This window comes from Ferdinandcohnia sp. Marseille-Q9671, assembly GCF_976954385.1.
The window spans coordinates 1-22,469 of record NZ_CDRJTA010000001.1; the positions used below are offsets into that span (position 1 = coordinate 1).

At 34.2% G+C, this 22,469-nt stretch carries 16 protein-coding genes and 1 riboswitch; of the genes, 4 read left to right on the forward strand and 12 right to left on the reverse strand.

Annotated elements, in window-relative coordinates; genetic code table 11:
• Positions 1-262: 262 nt before the first annotated feature.
• The 3 genes from ACWNMY_RS00005 to ACWNMY_RS00015 form a co-directional block, all read right to left on the reverse strand.
• Positions 263-3,256, reverse strand: coding sequence for an NB-ARC domain-containing protein (locus ACWNMY_RS00005; protein WP_449536238.1), 2,994 nt, complete (start codon positions 3,254-3,256; stop codon positions 263-265).
• Between the two features lie 71 nt (positions 3,257-3,327).
• On the reverse strand, positions 3,328-5,697 hold the full coding sequence (locus tag ACWNMY_RS00010; RefSeq protein WP_449536239.1) for a hypothetical protein: 2,370 nt from the start codon (positions 5,695-5,697) through the stop codon (positions 3,328-3,330).
• A 15-nt stretch (positions 5,698-5,712) separates the two neighbouring features.
• On the reverse strand, positions 5,713-7,911 hold the full coding sequence (locus tag ACWNMY_RS00015; RefSeq protein ID WP_449536240.1) for a hypothetical protein: 2,199 nt from the start codon (positions 7,909-7,911) through the stop codon (positions 5,713-5,715).
• Positions 7,912-8,121: 210 nt separating this feature from the next.
• Between ACWNMY_RS00015 and ACWNMY_RS00020 the strand changes: the two genes are divergently transcribed.
• From ACWNMY_RS00020 to ACWNMY_RS00030, 3 genes are all read left to right on the forward strand, one after another.
• Positions 8,122-9,444, forward strand: a complete 1,323-nt coding sequence (locus tag ACWNMY_RS00020) for a hypothetical protein (protein WP_449536241.1) — start codon at positions 8,122-8,124, stop codon at positions 9,442-9,444.
• A 56-nt stretch (positions 9,445-9,500) separates the two neighbouring features.
• Positions 9,501-13,250, forward strand: coding sequence for a hypothetical protein (locus tag ACWNMY_RS00025; protein ID WP_449536242.1), 3,750 nt, complete (start codon positions 9,501-9,503; stop codon positions 13,248-13,250).
• 724 nt (positions 13,251-13,974) lie between these two features.
• Positions 13,975-14,160: a type Z 30S ribosomal protein S14 gene (locus ACWNMY_RS00030; protein ID WP_449536243.1), complete on the forward strand. Its 186-nt coding sequence runs from the start codon at positions 13,975-13,977 to the stop codon at positions 14,158-14,160.
• A gap of 148 nt (positions 14,161-14,308) precedes the next feature.
• Here ACWNMY_RS00030 and ACWNMY_RS00035 read toward each other — a convergent pair whose 3' ends face one another.
• The 5 genes from ACWNMY_RS00035 to ACWNMY_RS00055 all read right to left on the reverse strand — a co-directional run bounded on the left by ACWNMY_RS00035 (position 14,309) and on the right by ACWNMY_RS00055 (position 16,901).
• The gene (locus tag ACWNMY_RS00035) at positions 14,309-14,578 is read right to left on the reverse strand and encodes a hypothetical protein (protein WP_449536244.1); all 270 of its coding nucleotides are present in this window, start codon (positions 14,576-14,578) and stop codon (positions 14,309-14,311) included.
• Between the two features lie 122 nt (positions 14,579-14,700).
• Positions 14,701-14,892: a hypothetical protein gene (locus tag ACWNMY_RS00040; RefSeq protein ID WP_048008527.1), complete on the reverse strand. Its 192-nt coding sequence runs from the start codon at positions 14,890-14,892 to the stop codon at positions 14,701-14,703.
• 36 nt (positions 14,893-14,928) lie between these two features.
• On the reverse strand, positions 14,929-15,375 hold the full coding sequence (locus ACWNMY_RS00045; RefSeq protein ID WP_449536245.1) for a YaiI/YqxD family protein: 447 nt from the start codon (positions 15,373-15,375) through the stop codon (positions 14,929-14,931).
• A 529-nt stretch (positions 15,376-15,904) separates the two neighbouring features.
• A complete protein-coding gene (locus ACWNMY_RS00050; RefSeq protein ID WP_449536246.1) occupies positions 15,905-16,435 on the reverse strand; it encodes a hypothetical protein in 531 nt (176 codons plus the stop codon).
• A gap of 13 nt (positions 16,436-16,448) precedes the next feature.
• Complete coding sequence (locus ACWNMY_RS00055; RefSeq protein ID WP_449536247.1) at positions 16,449-16,901, reverse strand: LytTR family DNA-binding domain-containing protein; 453 nt, start codon at positions 16,899-16,901, stop codon at positions 16,449-16,451.
• Between the two features lie 652 nt (positions 16,902-17,553).
• Here ACWNMY_RS00055 and ACWNMY_RS00060 point away from each other — a divergent pair.
• Positions 17,554-18,348, forward strand: a complete 795-nt coding sequence (locus ACWNMY_RS00060; RefSeq protein ID WP_449536248.1) for a hypothetical protein — start codon at positions 17,554-17,556, stop codon at positions 18,346-18,348.
• An 89-nt stretch (positions 18,349-18,437) separates the two neighbouring features.
• Here ACWNMY_RS00060 and ACWNMY_RS00065 read toward each other — a convergent pair whose 3' ends face one another.
• From ACWNMY_RS00065 to ACWNMY_RS00080, 4 genes are all read right to left on the reverse strand, one after another.
• Positions 18,438-18,938: an SRPBCC family protein gene (locus ACWNMY_RS00065; RefSeq protein ID WP_449536249.1), complete on the reverse strand. Its 501-nt coding sequence runs from the start codon at positions 18,936-18,938 to the stop codon at positions 18,438-18,440.
• A 259-nt stretch (positions 18,939-19,197) separates the two neighbouring features.
• Positions 19,198-19,818 (reverse strand): hypothetical protein, encoded by a 621-nt coding sequence (locus tag ACWNMY_RS00070; protein WP_449536250.1) that lies wholly within the window; start codon positions 19,816-19,818, stop codon positions 19,198-19,200.
• A 273-nt stretch (positions 19,819-20,091) separates the two neighbouring features.
• Positions 20,092-21,330: an acyl-CoA dehydrogenase family protein gene (locus tag ACWNMY_RS00075; RefSeq protein ID WP_449536251.1), complete on the reverse strand. Its 1,239-nt coding sequence runs from the start codon at positions 21,328-21,330 to the stop codon at positions 20,092-20,094.
• A gap of 421 nt (positions 21,331-21,751) precedes the next feature.
• On the reverse strand, positions 21,752-22,090 hold the full coding sequence (locus tag ACWNMY_RS00080; protein WP_449536252.1) for a hypothetical protein: 339 nt from the start codon (positions 22,088-22,090) through the stop codon (positions 21,752-21,754).
• Positions 22,091-22,311: 221 nt separating this feature from the next.
• Positions 22,312-22,413, reverse strand: a riboswitch (SAM riboswitch).
• Between the last annotated feature and the right edge of the window lie 56 nt (positions 22,414-22,469).

Here is a 22,469-nt window from a genome sequence, read left to right on the forward strand (position 1 = left end):
ACGACTGCCCTCTCATTGAAGTTAGCTGAAATACGGATGTAATTTTATAATTTTTTTTACAGGGAATACGACATGGGTATCAGGATTTTGTTACCCTTCTTCTTTCTTTTAAAAATCAAATAAACCTATATAATAAAATATGATTGAGTTTATTTCCCTTCTGTACAAATTAGGAAAGTGGAAATTTCGTATAATTTTAGATCTTACTTTAATAGCTTCTACTAATATTTTTATTTCTAAAATCACAGATTGTCGTACATTATTATTTTCTAGCAGCAACATTTTTATTCTCTTCAATGTTAAGTTCTGAATCAAATGAGTAAAATATAGCAGCAAATCGCTCTTTACTCACATCAATTTTCTCTATTTTAACTTTAATAAATTTATTATTACTAAAATAATCATTTAATGAATTTTGATACTCTGCAGGGATATTTGATTTATGCATTAAACCTACACATTTATCTGTCAATCCAAAAATTCCATAATTTCTAATACCTGTTATTTTAAAATCAATAATATCTCCATCTCGGTATTTTCTCATAAAACGTTGAAAATCTGTTTCTTTTAGATCCAGTAATAGCCTGTTAATCCCATTTCCTTTATATGTTTCTATGGTTTTTAGACATCCTCTAAAAGTTTTATGTGAACGTGATTGCAATTTGTTTAAACCAAACTTGATAAAATTTAATATAATTTCCAATCTGTTGTTATTATCATCGTCTAGTATAATTACCTCAGTACCACATTTCACAATTTGAATAATAGCATTAGTTAAATGATGTCGATGTAATCCATCTTTTACTAAGTCATCAAATGGTACTTTTGAAATTAAATCATTTAAACCTATGCCGAATTGATTGACAAAATTAACAAGTTTAACCTTGTACCCTGTTTTAATCTTTGTAATTATTTCATCATTTCCATCTGCATTCTCTATCTCTATTTTTCTCCGTTGTAATATTAACTTACCTTGGTATTCTATCCAAATGAAAAACAATACTAGACTTTCAGGCTCCGATACTTTCCTATTTTTGTAGTATCTATTTAAAGTAGCACATGCTTCTACTCCGTTATGATTCTCTTCATTTTTAGTATTCCAAAGTAATCTTACATATAGTCTAACTATTTCCTGATTATCTTTGAATAAACTATAATACTCTTTAAAGAGTTCTATAGATATTTCTGGTTTATTAAGCGTTTCAAAGTATCCAGTAACATTTTTTATAGCCTTTTGTTTAATTTCTATACTACATTTGGAGCTATCTAATAATTCTCTATATTGTTTCTTTATATTTTCTTCATTTTCACTTCTCCTACCCCTATCGGCTTTATAGAGCAAATTTTCATAGACATCACCTTGAAAGTTTGTTTCACCTATACTTTGTTTAATTTTTTGGACCTTTGACCTAAACTTTTGATCTCTTTTAAAGTAATTGTCGTTCATTTTTTTTAGGATTTCATCTGAGTAAACACGGTAAATTTTTGCAGAGTCAGATACAATTATTCGCATGTTAGTTAGTTCCTCAATTTCCTCTCCAATACTACTTCGTGATTCAATATTAGCTACTAAGTATTCTAAGACAGTTTCGTTAAAGCTTAAATCCTCATTAGATATAATTTGAGAAATATATACAAATAAGTTTTTAGCACGTTCACCTAAATAATCGTATAATCGGTCATATAAAAAGCTTTGTGCATTTTCACTGTTCGCCAATTTATTAAAATCTTGCTTACTAAAGCCATGTTGTACAAAAAGATGGACAAATTGATATAAGAATATAGGTCTCCCCGATGTTGCTTTAAAAATTAAATTCATTTTATAAGAGTCCTTAACTATACTTTCTATTTCTTTTAAATGTTCTGGATATTCTACTTGCACTATTTTTTTCACGAAATCCTTTGAAGTCTTTTCGTCAAATTCTGAACTTGTTATTTCTAATCCGATAACTCCATTCTTCACCCGTGTAGTAACTACAACTTTATGGTGATTTATGTTCAATTTTTGTACAAAGTCATTTAATTTCTTTTTTTCAATATCACTAAACGTTTCGAAATCATCTATTATGACTAAACTTTTACTGTTGTGATTCACGATTAATTCAGTATAATCATCAACTTGATCTATAAACTGGTCATATTCCATACTCAGGTCAAATAGAGTGTGACTTATTGTATATATTACCTCTTCGAAGGAACGGACATTATCAAAGATTTCTTCAATTTCTCCTGTTACAGGGTTATACTTACGATCCTTAGCAGAGGCAAAAATGATATAATCAAATTTTTTTCTTTGTTGGTTAAATAGTTCTGTAGAAATATGTTGTATTAAAGCCGTTTTTCCTACGCCACCATGACCCCATATGGTACAGCAGACACTTGATTTATCTTTTAATAAAAAGTTATTTATTATCTTTTCAATTTGTGTATTTGTAATAATGTACTCTTTATAATTATTCTCAAAAACATTCATAATTGTTCCATTAGCACTTATTCTTCGATATTTATTTTGAACAATAAATATATTTGTTAACTCATCCCATTCCTTATAAAAATTATTATTAGTTCTTAACAATTGAGAGTATTTAATTTTCCCTGTTAATTTTTCTTCTAAACTCACAAAAATGTAACGGTCTTCTCCACGATTTTCAAGATGAATAAATGGTGAAAGCTTTAAATACTTCCCTGTTTCTAATAATGCAAAAGTTCTACCTATGTAGGGTTCATCACAATTAAAAACCTGTACATTACAAGACCATCTAACTGGTAGTCCATTTGTTTCTAAAGGGAATCTTAACCCATGTAATATATCCTTTTCCTGCTTTGTAACTAATATGATATCGACTGTATTCATAAAAATAGGAATATTATTAATGAACACAGTATAGAATCGTTCTAATTCCAAGGCGAGTTCATGTACTTTATCATCTACTACATATCCATGTCCATGAGTATCATTTCTAAAGTTTGGGTAAGCATTAAGGTCAATATTTACATGCTTATTTACAAAAATATCTTTTTCTTTATCTAACATCCGAATAGTTTCGATAAGTTTTCCCATACTCATTTTGTGCAGTTTCTCTACAATTTTTGAAAAATCCTGAAAGTCAATATCGTCGGAATTTTTATCCCACACATATGCCAACGAGAAAAAAAGTACATAGTCAACTCTTTGCCTTAACAGGTTTATATACCTTGAACTTTCACTATCTTCTACAGAAATATTTGAATCTAATTGCCTTAGTATAAAATCCATCATTAAACCTCTCTTTCTAATTTTGGTCAATAATCCATTAAACATCGTAATTCAATAAAATATCCTTCATCCTACTCTTCAGTTTGACCAACAACCTCTCCCTTACTTACTTTCAAAAAATACCCCTCCATAATATCTTTCATTTCTTCAATTGATAATAAACTACCGGTTCTTGGTGTATCCACAATCGTGTAATTAAACGCTCTTCCGTCATACCAGGGGTCATTGTTGGTACACCATTCTTCTTGAAATCGTCTACTTCCTCGGTCACGCCATGTTGAATGAGCATCTCCTAACAACTCAAGCTCTTTTTTGCATTCTTCCTGTTCAAGTTGCTGACCTAATTGACTTAAGCATACGTCACTAGTTGGATCGACAGAAATAATCACTCTATTTACGGCAAACTCTTTATCTATAATTATCTTTCTTTTCGAATAGATAGGAATAAATGTTAGCGTGTAGCCAGCCCTTCTTGCCCAATACTTATGAAGTAAACAGGTTGGCGGGCTTTTCCATTGTAAGGCTTTAACTAACTTAGATTCTTCCTTATTATTATCAACCAACGGCAATAGCAAGGATGTTCTCTCACACAGATTATTAACATCAGCTAAAAACTTTTGATAATCCTCTTCGATTAATGAGAACTCCTTATCAAATGGGCACCCCTCGTATAAAATCGCAGGATTAAATAAATCCCTATTTTCCCCCGCCAACTCATCCAATCGGCTAATCAAGAATTCAATTAGCTCCATGCCCCTTGCTAATACCTTCTGATTGTATTCATCGGGAGTCAAATTTGTATTCTCTAATCTAATAGATTCATAAATTGCATGGGCAATCGCATACGGAGTGTATACATAGGAATCAGAATGTTGAACCAGACCCTGGTCTACTTTTTCAACATACTCAGCTAATTTTTGGTGATGTTTTGGCAATTTCCCATTCAAAATCAGTTCCCGAGTTAAATAAGCCGAGGCAAAGCAATCAAAATCTGGTTCACTATGTACAATAATTTCAACAGATTTTGGATCCTTCAACTGATCAAGAACATAGTTAGGTGAGCATGTAATCACACCTGTTGTGCTATGGTAAACCCTATTTTGATAGAGATATCCGTCTTCATATTTATGTAAATCAATGGCACCAAGCGTCAATTTGTTTCCAGTATCCAAGAAAATTCGATTTGGAACAATTCTTAACTGTTCATTTTCATGATGGTGACTAACCGTCTGTCCCATTCCCACAAATGAATATTCAATGTTGATAGTTTTTTTTGATTTATATTGATCAAATAGATTTATGCTAACAGCGTCACGAATCGTAGGCATAAATAAATTACAGTTCTCTAATACCTTTCTAAGAAAATATCCTGAATAAAGCAATGCAGCCTTTTGTTTAGTTACATCGTTTGTTTTTCGTAAAAATCCTAAAGCAACAGCGACCCCCGCTAGATAAAATGAAGAATCGAACCGTGTATTTCTAGGGTCTGCAATCACTTTCCGATAGCCCTGTCGAAGTCCATTCGTAAATTCTCTTAAGATACTTGCTCTTGGCCCGTCCGGAATTTTGACTTTATCAATATTTTCACTTAACTCGAAGCAAATCTTAGCCCACCATATCATTTGATCTGGATCGTTTAAATCAAGTAGATCTAAATATGTGTAAAACTCAAAATAGAGTAAATCATAGAAAAGATTGATATCTTCTTGGGCTTGACCAATATCAATGACATGAATGCCTAATTGAGAGACGATTACATTTTTTGAATGAAAATCACCATGTGCCATCGCCTGTAGAACATTGACCGATACCGCACGTCCTGATTGTTCTTTCCAAGCTTCATCATCCTTTAGAAAATAAAGTGGATTAGGCAAAAATACAGTTGCCTCTTCCACATATATGTATTGGCAAGGAACAGGAATATTTAAACTCTCCTCAAATCGGTTCACATATTTTTGATCATTTAGACGATACCCTAAGCAGTTTTTCACCGCCTCATATGGGGTCATGACCACGCTATGATGTTTCTTATTCCAGTTAAAAACAAAATCCACTATTTCCTCAGTAATCGCGCCCAACCGTCCTGATTCATTTTTTACTAGTCGAAAAAAGGTCTTTATATCATTTAGACTATCCCCTACTAGTTCATAGAGGTAAGCAAACTTCTTGGTCCCATCCTCCTCTTTCAGTTCACAAAACTGCACTAATCCGGCAATAGATGATTCATAGAGATTGCTTTTCGCACAATCAATCGCACGTTTAATGACGTCATATTCATTAATCTCATCAATTTTAAGGATGCCTAGGAGCTTCGACTGACTATATTGAACAATATAGATTTCGGCCCCAGACAAACCGCCGCTTAATTCTTTATCAATTTCAATAGGTGTAATGGTTGAGTCAAAATTATACTGAATTAGATCAAGTAAATGATGGTCCATGTACAATGGCCTCCTCTACGTATATAAGTACGTGAATTTTTGATGAATAAAACGACATTGGTCTTCGAGAGAATCAAGTTCTAACAAACCTTCAAAATAATCTGCTACCTCATCATCCCTAACAACAAGCTCCTTAAAATAGTTTAGTAGAGGTCTTATATCTTCGTACGTTCTTCCATAGAGCAAGGAGAGTTGAATCTCCGTATCTAGATTAATCAATTTGACGGTCAATTGAGCATCACCTTCGGCGGTAGAACGAATGAGTGCAAGTAACGGATCTATATCGATTTCTTTCTTAGAATGTTTTTGAAGCCAAATTGCAGCATGCTTATAGATCAACTCCCAAGGGTGGACATCTTTTGTATCCCCCTTTGTTAGTAAATCATGAAGAAACTTAGCCACATTCATTTTCTCCTGTTTTGTCAGTGTGTGATTGAATGAAGTTAAACTCTTTACAAAACAGTACACCTTAAAACTGTTTTTACGAAGGCTGTCTAACTTTCTAATGTAATCAAGTTGTTCCTGTACAAAAACCGAGCTTAAATACTCGCCAACGTATGTATCGAATAATCCCTTATCCTTCTTATCGATTGCCATATGTAAAAAGCAGGAAATTGTAAATTCTCGATTGTCTGGATCCTTTTCAAATTCTTTTAGGGCTTCTTCAAAATAAAGTTGTGAAAGATCCTTTTCACCGAGATATGAATATACTTGTGCTAAGGCACTGTTGGTTTTACCAAGTAACCCGCTTTTGTATTCGACAGGATCAGAAGACGGGTTGAATAAAGAGGCGTTACTCATTGTTAACTGCTTCATATTTTCAAGAGTTGCCACATTTCGATTCAATAACTCAAGGGCATCGTTAAATTGGAAGCAATTCACATATCTCATCGCTGTAATGATGACAATCCCACATAAATCTTCGAGGGATGCGAACGCTTGCAATTCATTAATCTTATCGAGATAAAACTTAGAACGTTTGATGTTTCCTAAATGGTTGTTCACGAGGACTAAAGAAGTAGCCAGCAAAAGCTTATGCTGTTGATGATTTACCATTTTTCGCTTAGCCTCCCACGCTTCTACCAGATCCCACATTTGATCCCCAATAAAGACTGCCTCATGTAAGTCTTCGGTCTTTTTACTGTTCCTTTGTTTGTCCACATAATCTTTGAAATCCTCGACATATTTGTAGAACAAGTTTTCATCAAAAGCTAATTCCTTTTGATTATGAAGAGTTGGCACCCAGAACATAGAATAATAGGGTTCAAATGGAGAAGTACTTTTTTTAAGTGTAAAAAGTAAGCTAAAGTAGGAAATTACGTCTTTTTCCTGAAAGGCTTTATATAAACTTCGCCATAGCTTATTTATTTCATCATATGCCCAAAATAATACCGGCCTTCCTGTTATTCTCTTTGAAACTTCGTAGAACTTCATGATGTTGAAGTCAGGATTTTCGTATCCTTTATAAGTAGGTGATCCAACCGTTTCACGAATGATATCGCAGGCAAAATCTGCAAAATAGAGAAAAGGTGTTGTCTTTCGTTCGACGCGATCCCTTTTCGTTAGGTGATAATTAATGGATTCAACATTTAAATGAAAATGGTCTTCTACATTCTCCCCCATCTGACTTGTTAACATCGTTTTAAACGTAGCTTGATTTGTGATGAAATACCTTCTTTTCCCTTCTCCGTGTAGGTCCTTATAGTCATAGCCAAGAGAATCATATTCTTCGATACGTTGTTTATCCGAAAACTTGACAGGAAAACTTCTCTTAGCGATTTCTAATCTAGTCAATCCTGAATTGACACGATAAGGGTTGGAAAATAAATAGGTTGTTAAGAATTGAGAGATCATATTTTCATATAAATTGCTTGCTATATCATCATTTAATAAGTTTGAAGCTGCAGTTGATTTGAAATGATGTGGTCGAATCATACAAACAAATTGGTACTGCTTGGATGACTTTATATATTCCTTTACTTTCTCCTTTAACTGCCGCTTTTTCTCAATTTGCTCAGCACTTGCCTTCCTGTCGTGTACATGTATCCCCTTTGGATAATCCAAACCGATTGCACGACATTGTTTTTTGAAAAATTGTTCAATCCTCAAGCTTTCCTCTTCATGGTCCTCCCCATGATATATTAATCCACCAATTAGTAAGGTTTTAGATTTATTTTCAAAGTTTCCACTTTCATCAATACAAATCGTCGTCAAATAATCTCCTCCCTTATTCCCCTAACTTTTTAACTATTCTTCCTATAAATGTTTTTTTCTGTATATTTCTCATAATATATAATACTATAGAACTAATTAAAAATTCTCAATACTTACTTTTTTAAAGAACAACCATAGTTTATTAGTATAAACTACCTAAAATAAGGTACGTACACCTGCACAACAAAATTTTTACTGGAGGTTATTATTTTGAAAACAAATCAAACGGAAATGTCAGATATAGCATCCGTGGACCCCTCGCATCATGCAAAACTTGAGATGGAGTGGGTAGCCTTACAAAAACAAATAATTGAACAAAGGATACCTGTAATGATTATTTTTGAAGGCGATCAGGAAGAGATGAAAGGCCAGTTAATTAATAAACTGATAAAACCTTTAGATCACCGATGGATAAATGTTTACGCGGTGAAGCATTATCAAGAAATGTATATGGATTATCCATATTTAAAACCTTTTTGGTTAATGACTCCAACTAATGGAAAAATCTCTATTTTAGATAAGGGTTGGTACACTGATAAACTTACTTCAACTAGAGATCAACAAGAGTTAAATGATTATTCCATCCGTATAGCACAGTTTGAAAACCAATTGAAATCAGAGGGAACGATCATCATTAAATTGTTCATCCAATCTACCAATTCACCCCTTCTGAAAAAGCTAGATAAAGGATGGATTCATTTAAACGAGACCTCAGTAAAACAAAACGAGGAAAAAATGCTTACTACTATTATTGACAATGTGAAGGATGCTTTATCAAAAGATATAAAGCCTACTATTACGCTTACTCCTTATCAACCAGACTTTTCATTCGACCACATTGATTTAGCTAAATCTTTAGATAAGGAAACCTATAAAATAAGATTAGTTGATTACAATCGTCGAATGAAAGAAATCTCTAATACATTACGAACTAAAAAGAAAAGCTTACTCATTTTGCTGGAAGGATGGGACGGATCAGGTAAGAGTGGAAGTATTCAAAGTATTACTGCCCCCTTAGACCCAAGACAATATAAAGTTGTCCCACATGCAACAATCAAAGATTTAGAATTGAATCACCATTATCTCTATTATTATTGGAGCTTAGTCCCTAAATGGGGAGATATCTTGATTATGGACAGAACTTGGTATAAATGGGTGATGGAAAACCGCATTTACAATAAGTGCACTGCGGAAAAGTCTGAGCGTTCCTATCAGCATATTCAAGAAATGGAGCAAGAGCTTTACGACTCTGGTGTCATCCTCTTGAAGTTTTGGCTACATATTGACAAAGATGAACAGCTTCGCAGATTTCACTTTCGAGTACAAAATGACCCAAGCGTCAAACAGAACCAACTAGATGATGATTGGAGAAATAGGGAAAAGTGGGATGAATTTAAGAGCTGTGCAGAAGAAATGATTGATCGAACAAGTAAGCCACATGTACCATGGGTGGTTGTTGAATCAAATTCGCGATTCTTTGCTAGAGATAAGCTGTTTCGAACTATTCTAGACGCAGTTGAACTGCAGAATTAAACGACAAGAATATTTCAAACCTGCATTTTCAGGGATAAATTATTTAGGGGGCTGCTATGAATTGTAAAAAGTGCAACAGTGAATGTATTGAATTCAAAGGACGATATATATGTAGCAATGAAAATTGTGACTTTACCGTAGTTATCTCTACTCTAACCAGAAGTGGACCGTGGTTTGAACAAATCGTAGAGGATGAGTCATTATGGGTGAAATCTGCTTTTGAAGTGTATCCCTCCATTATCGCCCATGAATATTGGCGAATTTATCAGCTTTTAAAGGAAGGCCATACATATGGGGCATTTCTGCAATTAAAGGATCTATTTGAAGTGTTAATTAAGTTCCCAACCTTAGTTGCCGTCAGTGAATTAAATGAGAAAACAGAAAAAACTAAAAAGGAAAATGAAATACTAGCAGATTTACTGAGTAAGCCATTAGGCTTAGGAGATTGGGAAAGAATTGCAAGTGCCCTAGTCAAACATACCTCCGTTAATCAAAAGGTAAAAAAATGGCTAACAAGCTGCCTCACTTTGTTTAAAGATCATTCTATTACCAATTGGAGAAATGATAACCTAGGACATGGGGCCCTATTTTTTGACCATGACCCTCAGTTTAAGAAGGATTTTTCAAAAAGGATTGCCATAGTAAAACAACACTTCGATGAACATGATAAATTATATAGGGATATACATTTTTACGCGACCATAAATGGTACAGATCAAGTGCTTCGTGGAAGAGAACATGCCTCCAACCTTTATAGTAAAAAAATAGATCTCTATATAGTACTTGAGGATGTAAGGGTGTCACTGTTTCCATTTGTTATTCTAGATAAACAAGGAATTTATTTTTTTGATTCCTATTTTTCAAAAAAGAATAAAACAGCCACTTTAAATTATCCTGAAGGAATTAAAGATGATTTAAATCGAACAGTTCATATGGAATTGTATCGAATCTATTCCTCTTTGACTCATTACACCCACTCTTTTGAGTCTACCTTTTCGGTTGAAGATGAAACTTATTCGAGAAAACAAGCAGATATATTAAATAAATTGCAGGAGGTAGATGATTTCCAATCACCTGCACACCTAAAAAAGTGGGTGGAGCAAATCACATTTACCTATGATAAAGGGATATTTCTATTACAAATGGAAAGAGGAACCGGAAAAACAACCTTTGCACGTGCACTAGATGAATTATCCTTACACAAAATAAAGATAGATGATTTTTCAATTCGATCATATTACATAAATGACTCCTTCTTACACGAGAGTAAAAACTTCACGATTAGAGTGAATGACTTATTAAGAAAAGACAGAAAAGGTCAAATAGAGATAGAGGGTATTCAAGCAATCACCGGCAATGAGGAAAACGTAAAGCGGGCATTTGCAGCATTCTTAGAAAAATACCAAAGAGCCCATAAGAATCATTTTAATAGAGATCACTTGTTGCTCATTCTTGATGGACTTGATGAAATTCCTTCCAATGATGGAACGTCAATCTTTGATTTCATTCCAGATGAGAAAGATTTGCCTAAGAATGTCTTTATTCTGCTTACCTGCCGGACCGATGAGGAAATAACAGACTATACAAAGTCAAAATTGAAGAAATTAACTATTAAAGCACAACAATCTTATACTCGTGAAGATAATCTATTAACAGTAGAGACCTATATAACAAAAAAAATCTTGAATATTCAAAAGGAAAACACAAAATTAAACGATTTCCAAATTAAGCAAATCAACAAGGTTATATCCCATGCTGACAAACGATTTTTATACGTAAAACCTATTAAGGAAATCTTAAAAATGAACCCTACAATGGATTTGAATGAGATACCCACCGGAAATCAAATCCTACCTTATTATTTAGAAAATTTACGAAAGCATTATGGTGAAAAATACTTTAAAAAGGTCAAAACCATTCTCTCCATTTTGGCAACTAGTTATGATGGGTTAACCTATAAAGAAATTTCCTATCTTTTTGGCGAGGATAAGCCTTCCTTTGAATTCTTAGCCTATCTCGTTGATATTAGATCTTTCTTACACTTGGACCGAGATAGTCGAGGAAATCTTATTCAAATCTCTCACCAAGAATACAAGGACCAAATCCTTTCTGACTGTCTATTAGAAATAAAAGAATTGGTGAATCATTGGACTGATCTAATTTCCTCGGACTTTGTTCAATTCGAAGTCGACCATGTAGGAGAACTATACTTAAACTCAACTATATTTAATTATGTGAAAGACTTTTCTCCTGAGAATAAAGCGAAGTTATTAGAAATATCCACCCTAGAGAAATTATATAAGTTTTGTGAAGATGTTTATCATCAACCTTATACAGACGTTTATTATACTCGTATTCTTTCATTATTAGCCCATTTGGTAACCGTTTCTACCTCAATATCTGATACTATTACGGTAAAAGCTTTAAGTCTGGGTGGGATGATTCTGTTTGATTTGAAAGAATATGAACGTTCGACAGAAATTTTAACGACAGCATTAGAAAAAATAGAAAATAGTCCAAATCCCCTACTGGCTGAAAAAGTTCCTGTACTAATGGGATTAGGAAATTGTCTGTCTAAAAAACACTTACCTGAACGTTCACTATATTTTCATTTACAGGCATTTGAATTATTTGAGCAACTGGATGATCACATCGAACATTTTCATTACTTTTTACCACACTTAAATAATACGGCACTTTCGTTGAAATATCTAAAACAATTTGATGAAGCTCTTTATTTAATTACAATTATTATCGATACTTGTAAACCTGAGGATGAGCTAGATATGGATTCCCAAACTTTAAATCTACTTGCAACAGCCTATCGAAACCGTGCATCTATATTCTTGGAAAGTAATCATTACCAAGACGCTATTAATGACTACAACGAATCCATTCAGATAAGGGAAGCATTAGTGAAGGAAAATAGCGCAAAATATAAACCAGATCTTGCCAACGCTTATAGTGGAAGAGCAGATGCTTATGCGTTGGACGATCAAGATGAAAAGAGTATTTTAGATTATAACCAATCAATAAAGTTGCGAGAAGAATTATATGAAAGTAGCAAACTAAAAAATCCAATGAACCTAGCATACGACTACTCTAATCGAGGTAAACTATATAAAAATAAAAATAACTATACATTTTCTGCTAATGATTTTACTCATGCCATTGGCATCATCGAAAGACTAATAGAACAAGAAAGAGAGCTTAGCCACGAGGAGATAGAAAATATATATCTTGAAGCCTACTTATTACGTTCAGATTGTCACAAGAAAATGGGCATAGATTATTTTACAGATTTATATAAAATAGTAGAAATCTACAAAGAATCAAACAAGATGTTTCCAGTATTGGCAGTTAAAGCCTATAATAGACTAGGAACTGACCTAAGTGAATCTTCTACTAAGTTGGCTATTGCCTACCTCCATGAGGCTGAAACAATTCTAATAACACTTCGAAAAAAAGACATAAATAAAAATGTAAATGATTACATTGCCAATTTATTTTCATTGGTTTTTGCATATTTTTACGATAAGAATGATAAAACCTCTGTAAAGTATTTAATAAAACTATTAATGGCCATTCAAATTCATTTAAAGAAACATCCTGAAGTATTTGATAAATACTTTCACACGGCACAAAATCTAGCTGTTGCTTTTAATCAAAAAGGCATAAATCCATCTGACCTGAAAAAAATAAGAAAATTGGTGATTGATATAGTTAAGAAGTATGCAGAAGTTTCCAATCAGCGTTATAAACGAACTGGTTCATTAATCGGAATCGTAAATAATGATTCTAACTGACACATCTCGCCGGACAGGGTACCACACCCTGTCCTCCCTCTTATTTTAAGAGACTAGTTCAAGCCCCTCCTTCACCCATCCTAACAATAAATCTCTATTGAGATTAATGTGTAAGATGATTTCAATACCCAACTTTTTCACGCTTCCTCTCAAATTTTAAACATTAACAAGTCAACATTTGCGAGTATTTTATCGTATTAACTTGTTCTTCCCTGATAATTTTTGTCGATATCAACCTAAACTCAAGAAACAAAGAAAACATCACCACACTTACGTATCGTAAGGATATATTGTTAGTAATCTCCCAAGTTTCTTCATTTGTGAATATTGATTTTAACAACCCAATGGTTTCAATAAAAGTAGTAGTTAGACCGCTAATCTTTTCACCCTTCAAATATTAACAAATAACTACATATAACGAGCGATTTTTCTTTTATGAAATGTCACATTGTGCGCTTACCCAGGAAATTTATTATTTAAAATAGAGCGATAGACACATTTGAAGAATACCATGAGGTAATTAAAATGAGGGACAGGTACGATATCCCAGGATGGGTCACGGAACCTGTCCCTCTGTCCCATAAATCCCAAATTTGGAATCTAGTTACTATAAAACCTATAATTACCGACGATTCTTCATTAGTAGTATGCTATAATAGTTTGCTTATACTATTCAATAAACTATAGGTTAACATATATATTATTTTACAAGGAGGGCTTTCTCGTGGCTAAGAAATCAATGGTTGCAAAGCAAAAGCGTCAACATAAATTTCCTGTTCAAGAATATACACGTTGTGAGCGTTGTGGACGCCCACATTCTGTTCTACGTAAATTCAAGCTTTGCCGTATTTGTTTCCGTGAATTGGCCTATAAAGGGCAAATTCCAGGAGTAAAAAAGGCTAGCTGGTAAGAAAAAAAGGGACTAGCTGTCCCTTTTTGTTCATTCTATATTGATTTCCCTCATTATTTCCTCAATTTCAACCTCTTCGGACGGAACAACTTTTTCGTAGTAGAATTTATCGGTACGTGCAAATCCAAGTTCCTCTGCAAGCTTTGCATTAGTAGTCCCCTATGTTTAATGTCTTTCCCTTTTGACTGACTAGCACATCGAATTCATGACCTTTGTATATACCAACTGGATGGACATAAAACACTTCAGTAAGGTCAGATTCATTCACTTTCTTTTGATACACACCCTTGGCATATTTTTCAAACCCATTTTCAACATCCTGATAATCATTACTTATCAAAAATAACTCATTTTCCTTCGTTCTCACAAACTTGTATTCTTTGCCGTTATAGTTGGCATAGTTCCCTTTTCGAATCATCTTGCATTCATCTCCTATATCGCTGAAACATATCATATTTATTTTAGTCATATTCTCCCTTCTGCCTGTTGTTGCAGCATGTATAACAGAATCTTTAGTATGTATAAATAAGATATAAGAGTCTACTTTTTGGGCTGATCAAGTGCTTGGTAAGCTACCTGATACTTTCCTCCATCCGCAACTTCTGAATGGTATAAGGCCTTCAGGGCATTGTTTTTTTCAAGCCCATGCTCAGCCTTCAGTTCTTTAAAGCGTGTATGCAGTTCTTTATTTTCCTTAATTAGCTGTTGCATTTGCGATTTTAAATACTTCAAAATATTTATCTCCATTCTGAATCTCTATGTTTATCTTCAATTTTTACGAGAAATAACCTGTTTAAAAAGATCCCTAAATTGCTCCCGGTCTTCTGCTGTAAAAGGCTTTGGTCCCTTTGTTCGCTGTCCGCTTTTTCTAGCCATTGCACTTAAATAACGTGTTTGTAATAAATGGTCAATATTTTCATTTGTATATCTAAATCCTTTATGGTGGAGGACGGTAATTCCTTTTGCTAAACCTAGTGATGCAAGACCATAATCTTGCGTCACGATAATATCTCCTTTTTCCACTAACTTCACAATCCGATAATCTGCAGCATCTGCTCCAGAATCAACATAAATGGTTTTCACTCCTGATGGCTGTTCTGCATTAGAAAAATGAGAAAAGCTTGTAACAAGGATAACCGGAATTTCAAAATCCCTTGCTTCTTCAATAATAATATCTTTCACCGGACAAGCATCTGCATCCACATAAATTTTCATCTTTCCCCTCCTGTAAAGAAGTTCGACTTATTATTTAACTTAATCTATTTCAACTAAACTTTTATTTAAATATAATCAAGAGTTCTTCCATTTGCTGTATTTGTCTATCCTCATATTATACTTTATAGAATTATGTTGGCAAATGGTCGTTAGATTACCTACAAAATAGGTGGCTAAATCATCTGCTTTTATAAAATCTTTAGGATACCTTAGAACTAAATACTTGATTAGAATGTCACACATTTTATAGGTGTTAAAACAAAAAGGATAAATGAACAGGATGATCACCTGTATACATCTATCCTTTTTAATCAACAAAAGACCTCATTTACCACAATAACAATATCGTTTTTCCCATATCAATAAGCAAGTCATAAAACTATAAATATAGAGTGATAGTAACATAAATAACCAATTAAGACGCTTTAATTATGGGTCAGAGGGACAGGTTCGTTGTCCCAGGTGGGTCACGGAACCTGTCCCCCTGTCCCATACACTAACTACCCTATTAGTTGTTCGGAACACAAGGTTACTTCTTGTCAGATAATAGCTGAATTTTGAAGATATTGGTAATGCCTGTGCGGTCGGTTAAAAGTGTGATTGAAACCAAATCCCCTTCTGACAACTCAGAAAGCTGTATTTTAGCATCCTGCCGATATATACTCACTTCTCCCCATACATCATATTGAAACTCACCTCGATAATTCTCATTATTGAGGGTAATGCCTTCCACTAATAGAGAGTTCTCACCGACTTCTTTTACTTCTGCATAGAATGACTGAATATCAGAATGTGACATTACCCATGCATCTTCTTCGTAATCTTTATAGGCATTAGCATATCCCACAAAATAGCTAATCAATATGCCAATGAGTATAACGATTATGGTCAAACCAATAGCGGCGACTGTATATGGAGGAACCATTGAAGTACGCTTGCCCCCGGTTGCTCCTAAAGCCTTATTGATATGCCGTTTATAGACTTGAAAATAGACAATGACGGTAGCGACTAATATAAGTAGAATTGCAAACAGTGCGAGAAAAAAAATAGGAAAAACCATGTAGTTGCCTCCTCTATATTCCGAAATATTCTTTGAATATGTAGTAATAGCTTCTTGTTACATCAACACGTTTACCATTAGTCATTGTAAGGATAAACTTCGACGAAAGAGTAGGTGTAATTCGTTTAACCTTATTTGTTGCAATTACAACAGAGTTACTTATACGCAAAAATTTTGTTGGATCTAACAAACTGACAATTCGGTATAATCGGTCGGTTGCTTGATATTGTGCTTCTTGTGTTTGTACTTCAATTGCATGACCGAACGATTCAATACACACAATATCCTCTACCGATAAAATGAACCGCGCATTTGTTCCTTTTTCTCTCACAGTCAGATTATCAATGAAGCTGTTGGTTTCACTTAATACAAAGTCGGCAGTATCGTCTATTTCAATTCCTCGTGATTCAAGTGCAGATTTGATTTCATCATAACGCTCATTACTAATGTCAAGTTTGATTTTCAAATTGCAGCCTCCTTTCGTTGATCGTGATACATAGCCATGTTTCGTAGTTTAACAATCGTATTTTCGTATTTCAATAGAAGAGGAACACTTTACAGATATAGCCACATAGATTACACAACATGGTGTATGAATATTAGCATTTTTCACTTCGCCTCCTGTCTGCAGGCTTTTCCGCGTCCTTCGGAATAAGCCACATAGATTGCGAACTTGGTAATGGCTTTTGTTATGGCTTTTGTACTTGTGGTATTCCATTAAATTTTCAGCTGCGATTATATCATTAGAAGTTCATGCTTTAACCTAAGTCATTTTTGGAGATTGGAGGAAAGAATGGGTCACAGAGCCTGTCCCCCTGACCCACTTTATTCATTTTGAATTCGAAATTAGTTATTTATGCTTAGTGATATAGGTAACTAGTTTTGGTAATATAGAAACCGACACGTTACGCAGCAGTATCTAAAGCTGCTACAAAGGAAGTCACCTAAACTATTTATCTATATTAAAATATCAATTCCGGAACAAATGTTATGTAGCAAGTAAATTTGTATTTAAATAGAAGAAATTAAGAAAGATGAGAAGTGATGCTAAGTTGAAGTACAAATCTTTTTTTATTTTTATAGCAGCCTTACTAGTACTAAGTGTTGTAGGAAATATAATGAATAACACAAAAGAGGAATACCCAGAAATCAAAGAACAATTTATCGATTATTTAACAAACACACACGATTTAGAGATTTCTAGTGGTTTTGTTTATAAATCTGGTCGATCTACCAATGGAGTAAAGGAAGGTGATTTCATTGGCGTATTTTACGACGAGAGAGACCCGAGTTTTATGATTCAACTGTCTATTGATCCACAAGACAATTCTGTTAGGGATACATTTGATAGTAAAACATTTTGGATACGACAAGAAATATTTGATGTTATGAATAATTACAGAAAAGATAATGAATTTAACGGGTATCTTAGCTTTTCACCAGAAGGTATACGAGGGCCTAATTTAACTTCTGTTTCTTACGGAAGAATTAACCCTACGATCAGTTATTCCGTTATTCGTGAAGAAGTAGATATTGAAAAAGAGTTAGAATCTGATTATCTCATCGCTAAAGAAGTAAACGAAATCGTAAATAAACATTATGATATGGATTTAAACATGGTAAGTGTCACATACTTTGAGAAAAACGGTTTTAATTTTGAAAGTTTTTTAGAACAATTCAAGAAAAATTACGGTGAAGATATTCACGGGAGTTCTATTACAAGCTATGGTCATTTAAATAATCCTAAAGTGTACGGTGTGAAAAATGTATCAGCTCCAAAAAGAGTGTTTGAATATGGAGTTAGTACGTTTGAAAAAGAGAAATTTCACTTGCGATTAGATAGTCTTGAACAATTTAAAATGGAAGCGAAAAGAAATTATACCGAGCAGTACAAAAAGACCGATACAAAATAATGTGTATCGGTCTTTATTAACTCTAAGATAATAAGGGATTAACCCCTATAAAAAGCATCCCTATTTGGTGCTCTGTTTTCCAATTCTAACTAGAAATTGGGATATTCAATTTTACCAGTTTCTACTAATTGTTTTAACCCTAAGAACATATAATGCCAACCTTGTTCTGTTTCTCGTTTCCAATCCTCATGTGCTTTTTCGATATCCTCTGCTGTCCAGTTTTCTTCATGAATTACTGTAATCTCTTGAGTAAAAGTCATTTCTGTTCCATCTTCAGCCGAATGTAATTCCACAGCTATGATATCATGTAAATCACTAAATTGTGGCATCTGAAAAGTAAACACGATTTTAGTAGGAGGCTCAATTTCTTTATAATCACCAATCGCTCGATAATCTTTTCCCCCTCGGTGGTCTACAACTTCCCAACTGCCTCCAACTTTAGGGTCATTTTTAGTCACTTTATTTGTATGCTCCATTGTAAAAAACCATTTCCTCATTAATTTAGGGTTCATCCAAGCATCAAATACCTTTTCAGCAGGAACGTCGAAGGAGCGTTTCATGATTAAAGTTGTTTTTGAAGTTTCAGCCATTTACTATTCATCCTTTTTAATTGAAATCTTTTCATTATCTTACAATCATTGTTTCTAAAAAAAAAAACTATTATTGAAAATAGAAAGAGCATCATGCCATCCTGGAATGATACTCTTGTCACTCTATTACTATTATGCACATGTACTGGCCAATTACCGTTAATACTTTAACGCACCGATGATCAGATTAACAGGCACCAGAAATTGTGCTTTTGTGTCACCGGGTACATATACACCTATTTGTCTATCAATCTGTAATTCAACCAAAAATCAAACCAAAAATCCGTTCATACGCATCATAGATTTTATCTGCCTCTTCAGGTTGTTTGAGCTCATCTCGATATTGACCGACAAACAAATCTAGTTCACTAAGATTAATCAAAATATTCACCATAACCTTTGGCATTTCATTCCACGAGTAAATCACGTCGATAATATCGTGTAATTCATTGTAGATTCTATCAAATTGTTGTTCATCCATTCCTTTGCCATTTTGAAGCTTTATGAAGAAATTTCCGTTTTCGTTGATTTTCTCAATCAAACTGTCAATCACTTTAGCTTTTTCGGGTTCTATTTCACCCGTCTCCTTCGTACATCTTTGAATCAGCTTTTTAATATCTTCAGCTGCTTTCTTAATACGGACTGATTCTTTCTCACCATATAGGAGTGAATAGTTGTACAACTCATCGTATAGTTCTACTAAAGTATGGACGGCATCTATCGGTATACTTGTACGATTCTCCCATTCATCCGCACAAATGGTGAGTGCCTTAATTAACCTTTCATACTCCTTTTCATGATAACCATTCCCCATTCGCAGCTCTACAAGTAAATTAATCTCTGAACGTTCAAATGCTTCTATTATCTCTTTATCTTTCACAATCTCACCCTCCTCTGAAAAGGCCACGTACTACCTTGCAGCAGTTTATGCACAACTAACTTTTGGAATTACTCCAAGTAGGAATTTCCCTCCTGAGTTATATTGGAGGGATATTCCTATTTAATTTTCACAATGAAACATTTTACAGATTTATTAGTATTTTCCATATATATTTTAACACATGAACCTGGTGCTGTATTTTTGTATTGAAACTGCCATTAGGAATGAGTCATAAGTTCTAAGTATCTTTCACACTTTAAATCTTCACAGAAATCAATTCTTCCCCACATGCCATACATACGGTGGGCGTGTTTGATTAACAGCATAATCCCCTATGACTCTTTCTTTATAGATAAGAGGATTATGTGAAGCAATGGTTCGTGCATTCCGCCAATATCGATCAAAGCTTTTGGTTTGTAATGTGGCCGAAGCACCTAATGCGTCGAACAATACTTCTGTTGCATCAAGCGTTAATCTAGTAACCACAATTTGAGCTTGCGAGACTTCAATTTCTGCTTCGTTATTTATCAATTCTTCATGTTCAACGTTTCCAGCAAGATGAAGCTCATACGCCCTTTGCAAAGACTCAGCTGCTTTTAGAACAATTGCTCCAGAGGAATAGGCTAAGCTATGAACCTTTCCGACCACTTGCAGAACTTGCGGGTCTTCACTTGAACGTGCAGCTGTTGAATGAGTATACGTTCTTTTGCGCTCTGCTACAGCTTTCGAAACGTCATTTGCAGCCGCACGGGCAATTCCAGCTAGAGTAGCTAAATGCATCATTTGGAAAAAGGCAGCTTGATATTTAGCATTAAACTCCTCCGTTAGAATGTCACTTTCCTTAATTGGAACATTCGTAAATATTGTTGTTCCACTACCAGTCAATTTTTGTCCAAAGCCGTCCCAATCATCAATTACGTCGACTCCAGTTGCATATCTTGAGATAACAGCAAAGACTTTAGTGACTTCCTCTCGGGTTGCCAAAACAAGAATCCAATCGGCATAAATCGTGCCCGTCGAATAATATTTTGTACCGTTCAAAAATAGCTTTTCTCCTTCTCCTTTTGTCACGTTCGTTAAGAAGGTGCCAGCCTTTGCGCCACCAACTTCAGACCATGCATTTCCAACAATATCTCCCTCTAAAATACGCTTTATCCACGTACTTCTTTGTTCACCCTTTGGTGAATTCAACACCATCTCAACAAATGCAAAATGTGCCCGCAGTGCTTGTGGTAGATTCGAATCCGCCTCTGCTAACTCAATAAGCAGATTAAATAACTCTGGGATTGTTGCACCCAATCCCCCTTCTTCACGTGGAATCCGAATAGCTCCGAAACCAGCTTCCTTTAACAAATTTATCTCCTCAAAAAGTAATTTCCTATCATTCTCTCGTTGAACCGCCCCTTCACGTATTTGTTGAAAAACGCCTCTGTACCTTGATGCCAATTGTTCATAACTATCACTAGGGGCACTCCCCCATACACCTCTTGCTTTTTCCAATGTTACTGTCATATTCTCTTCCTCCATATAAGTTATTTAAAATAATAAAATGATAGAAGCTATACGCTTTATAAGCTTGTTTATAACGTGATCTTAATGAGACCTATTACATCACCCCCTTCAAAAAGCACTTGGTTAAAGTACCCCTGATCATACTGCGGACTCCTTCAATAAAAAAACACCTCTCTTTTCAAGTCTTGAATGAAAAGAAAGATGCCTTTAGTTGTCTAATCGGCAGATATATAATTGTCTATTTCTATGGATAAGTAACATATAAGTTTTATTCACCTCGTGACTTTTGCCTTGCTTTATGAATAAATGAACATTCATGTTGATCTCTAGAAAAATACTAAAAGTGTGGCGGAAATAATTGCAGTCTTTGGCCAATAAAGTTAAATCAGCCCTTTTGCTGACCTACTAATTTTTTCCCATTTTACAATCTAATATTTTTTCGGTCTAAAAAGTTCTGAAGCTCTCTTGTTAGCCCTCCATTTCCAAATCGTATAAATTTATCACGTTCCTGTTTCATTCCTTCTTCTAACGTGTAATCTAGAAAAGCCAAAAGATAGATACGACGGTAATGGATATTGATCATCCCATTTTCAAAAAACCAAGAATCAATCGTATTAAAAACACCTCTATTTACCCCATACTGGCTATTACACCATTTATAAAATTGTAAATCAGGAAGATTCAGATGTTCACTTTGCTCAAATGAATAATCTTCTCTTGTCTTTACACGTATCCTAGTAGATCTTAATTGTTTTTGCATGTTGAATACCCTCCTTTGTTTGTTTCCTCTCAGGAATCACCACTACACACTTTCCCACAAAAAAACACCAAAAACACTGTGAATGATACTTCTAACAGTGCCTTTGGTGGTCCAAACAGCAAAATATTTTATTATTTAACTTTCCATTTTAAGTTCAATCAGAAAACTAAAAAACCCCTTCTAAAAATAAGAAGAGGTTGTATGAATTAATTCCATGACTCTCCTTATCTTTCAAGCGTACGCTTGCTGGATTTGGCACAGTACTTAATAAGTCTGTTGCCGAGGTATCCTTGGGCCAGTCCCTCCACCTCTCTAGATAAGTTAAATTTCCAAATTATTTAATTATTTAATTATTTAATACTATAATTCATTTTAAAAA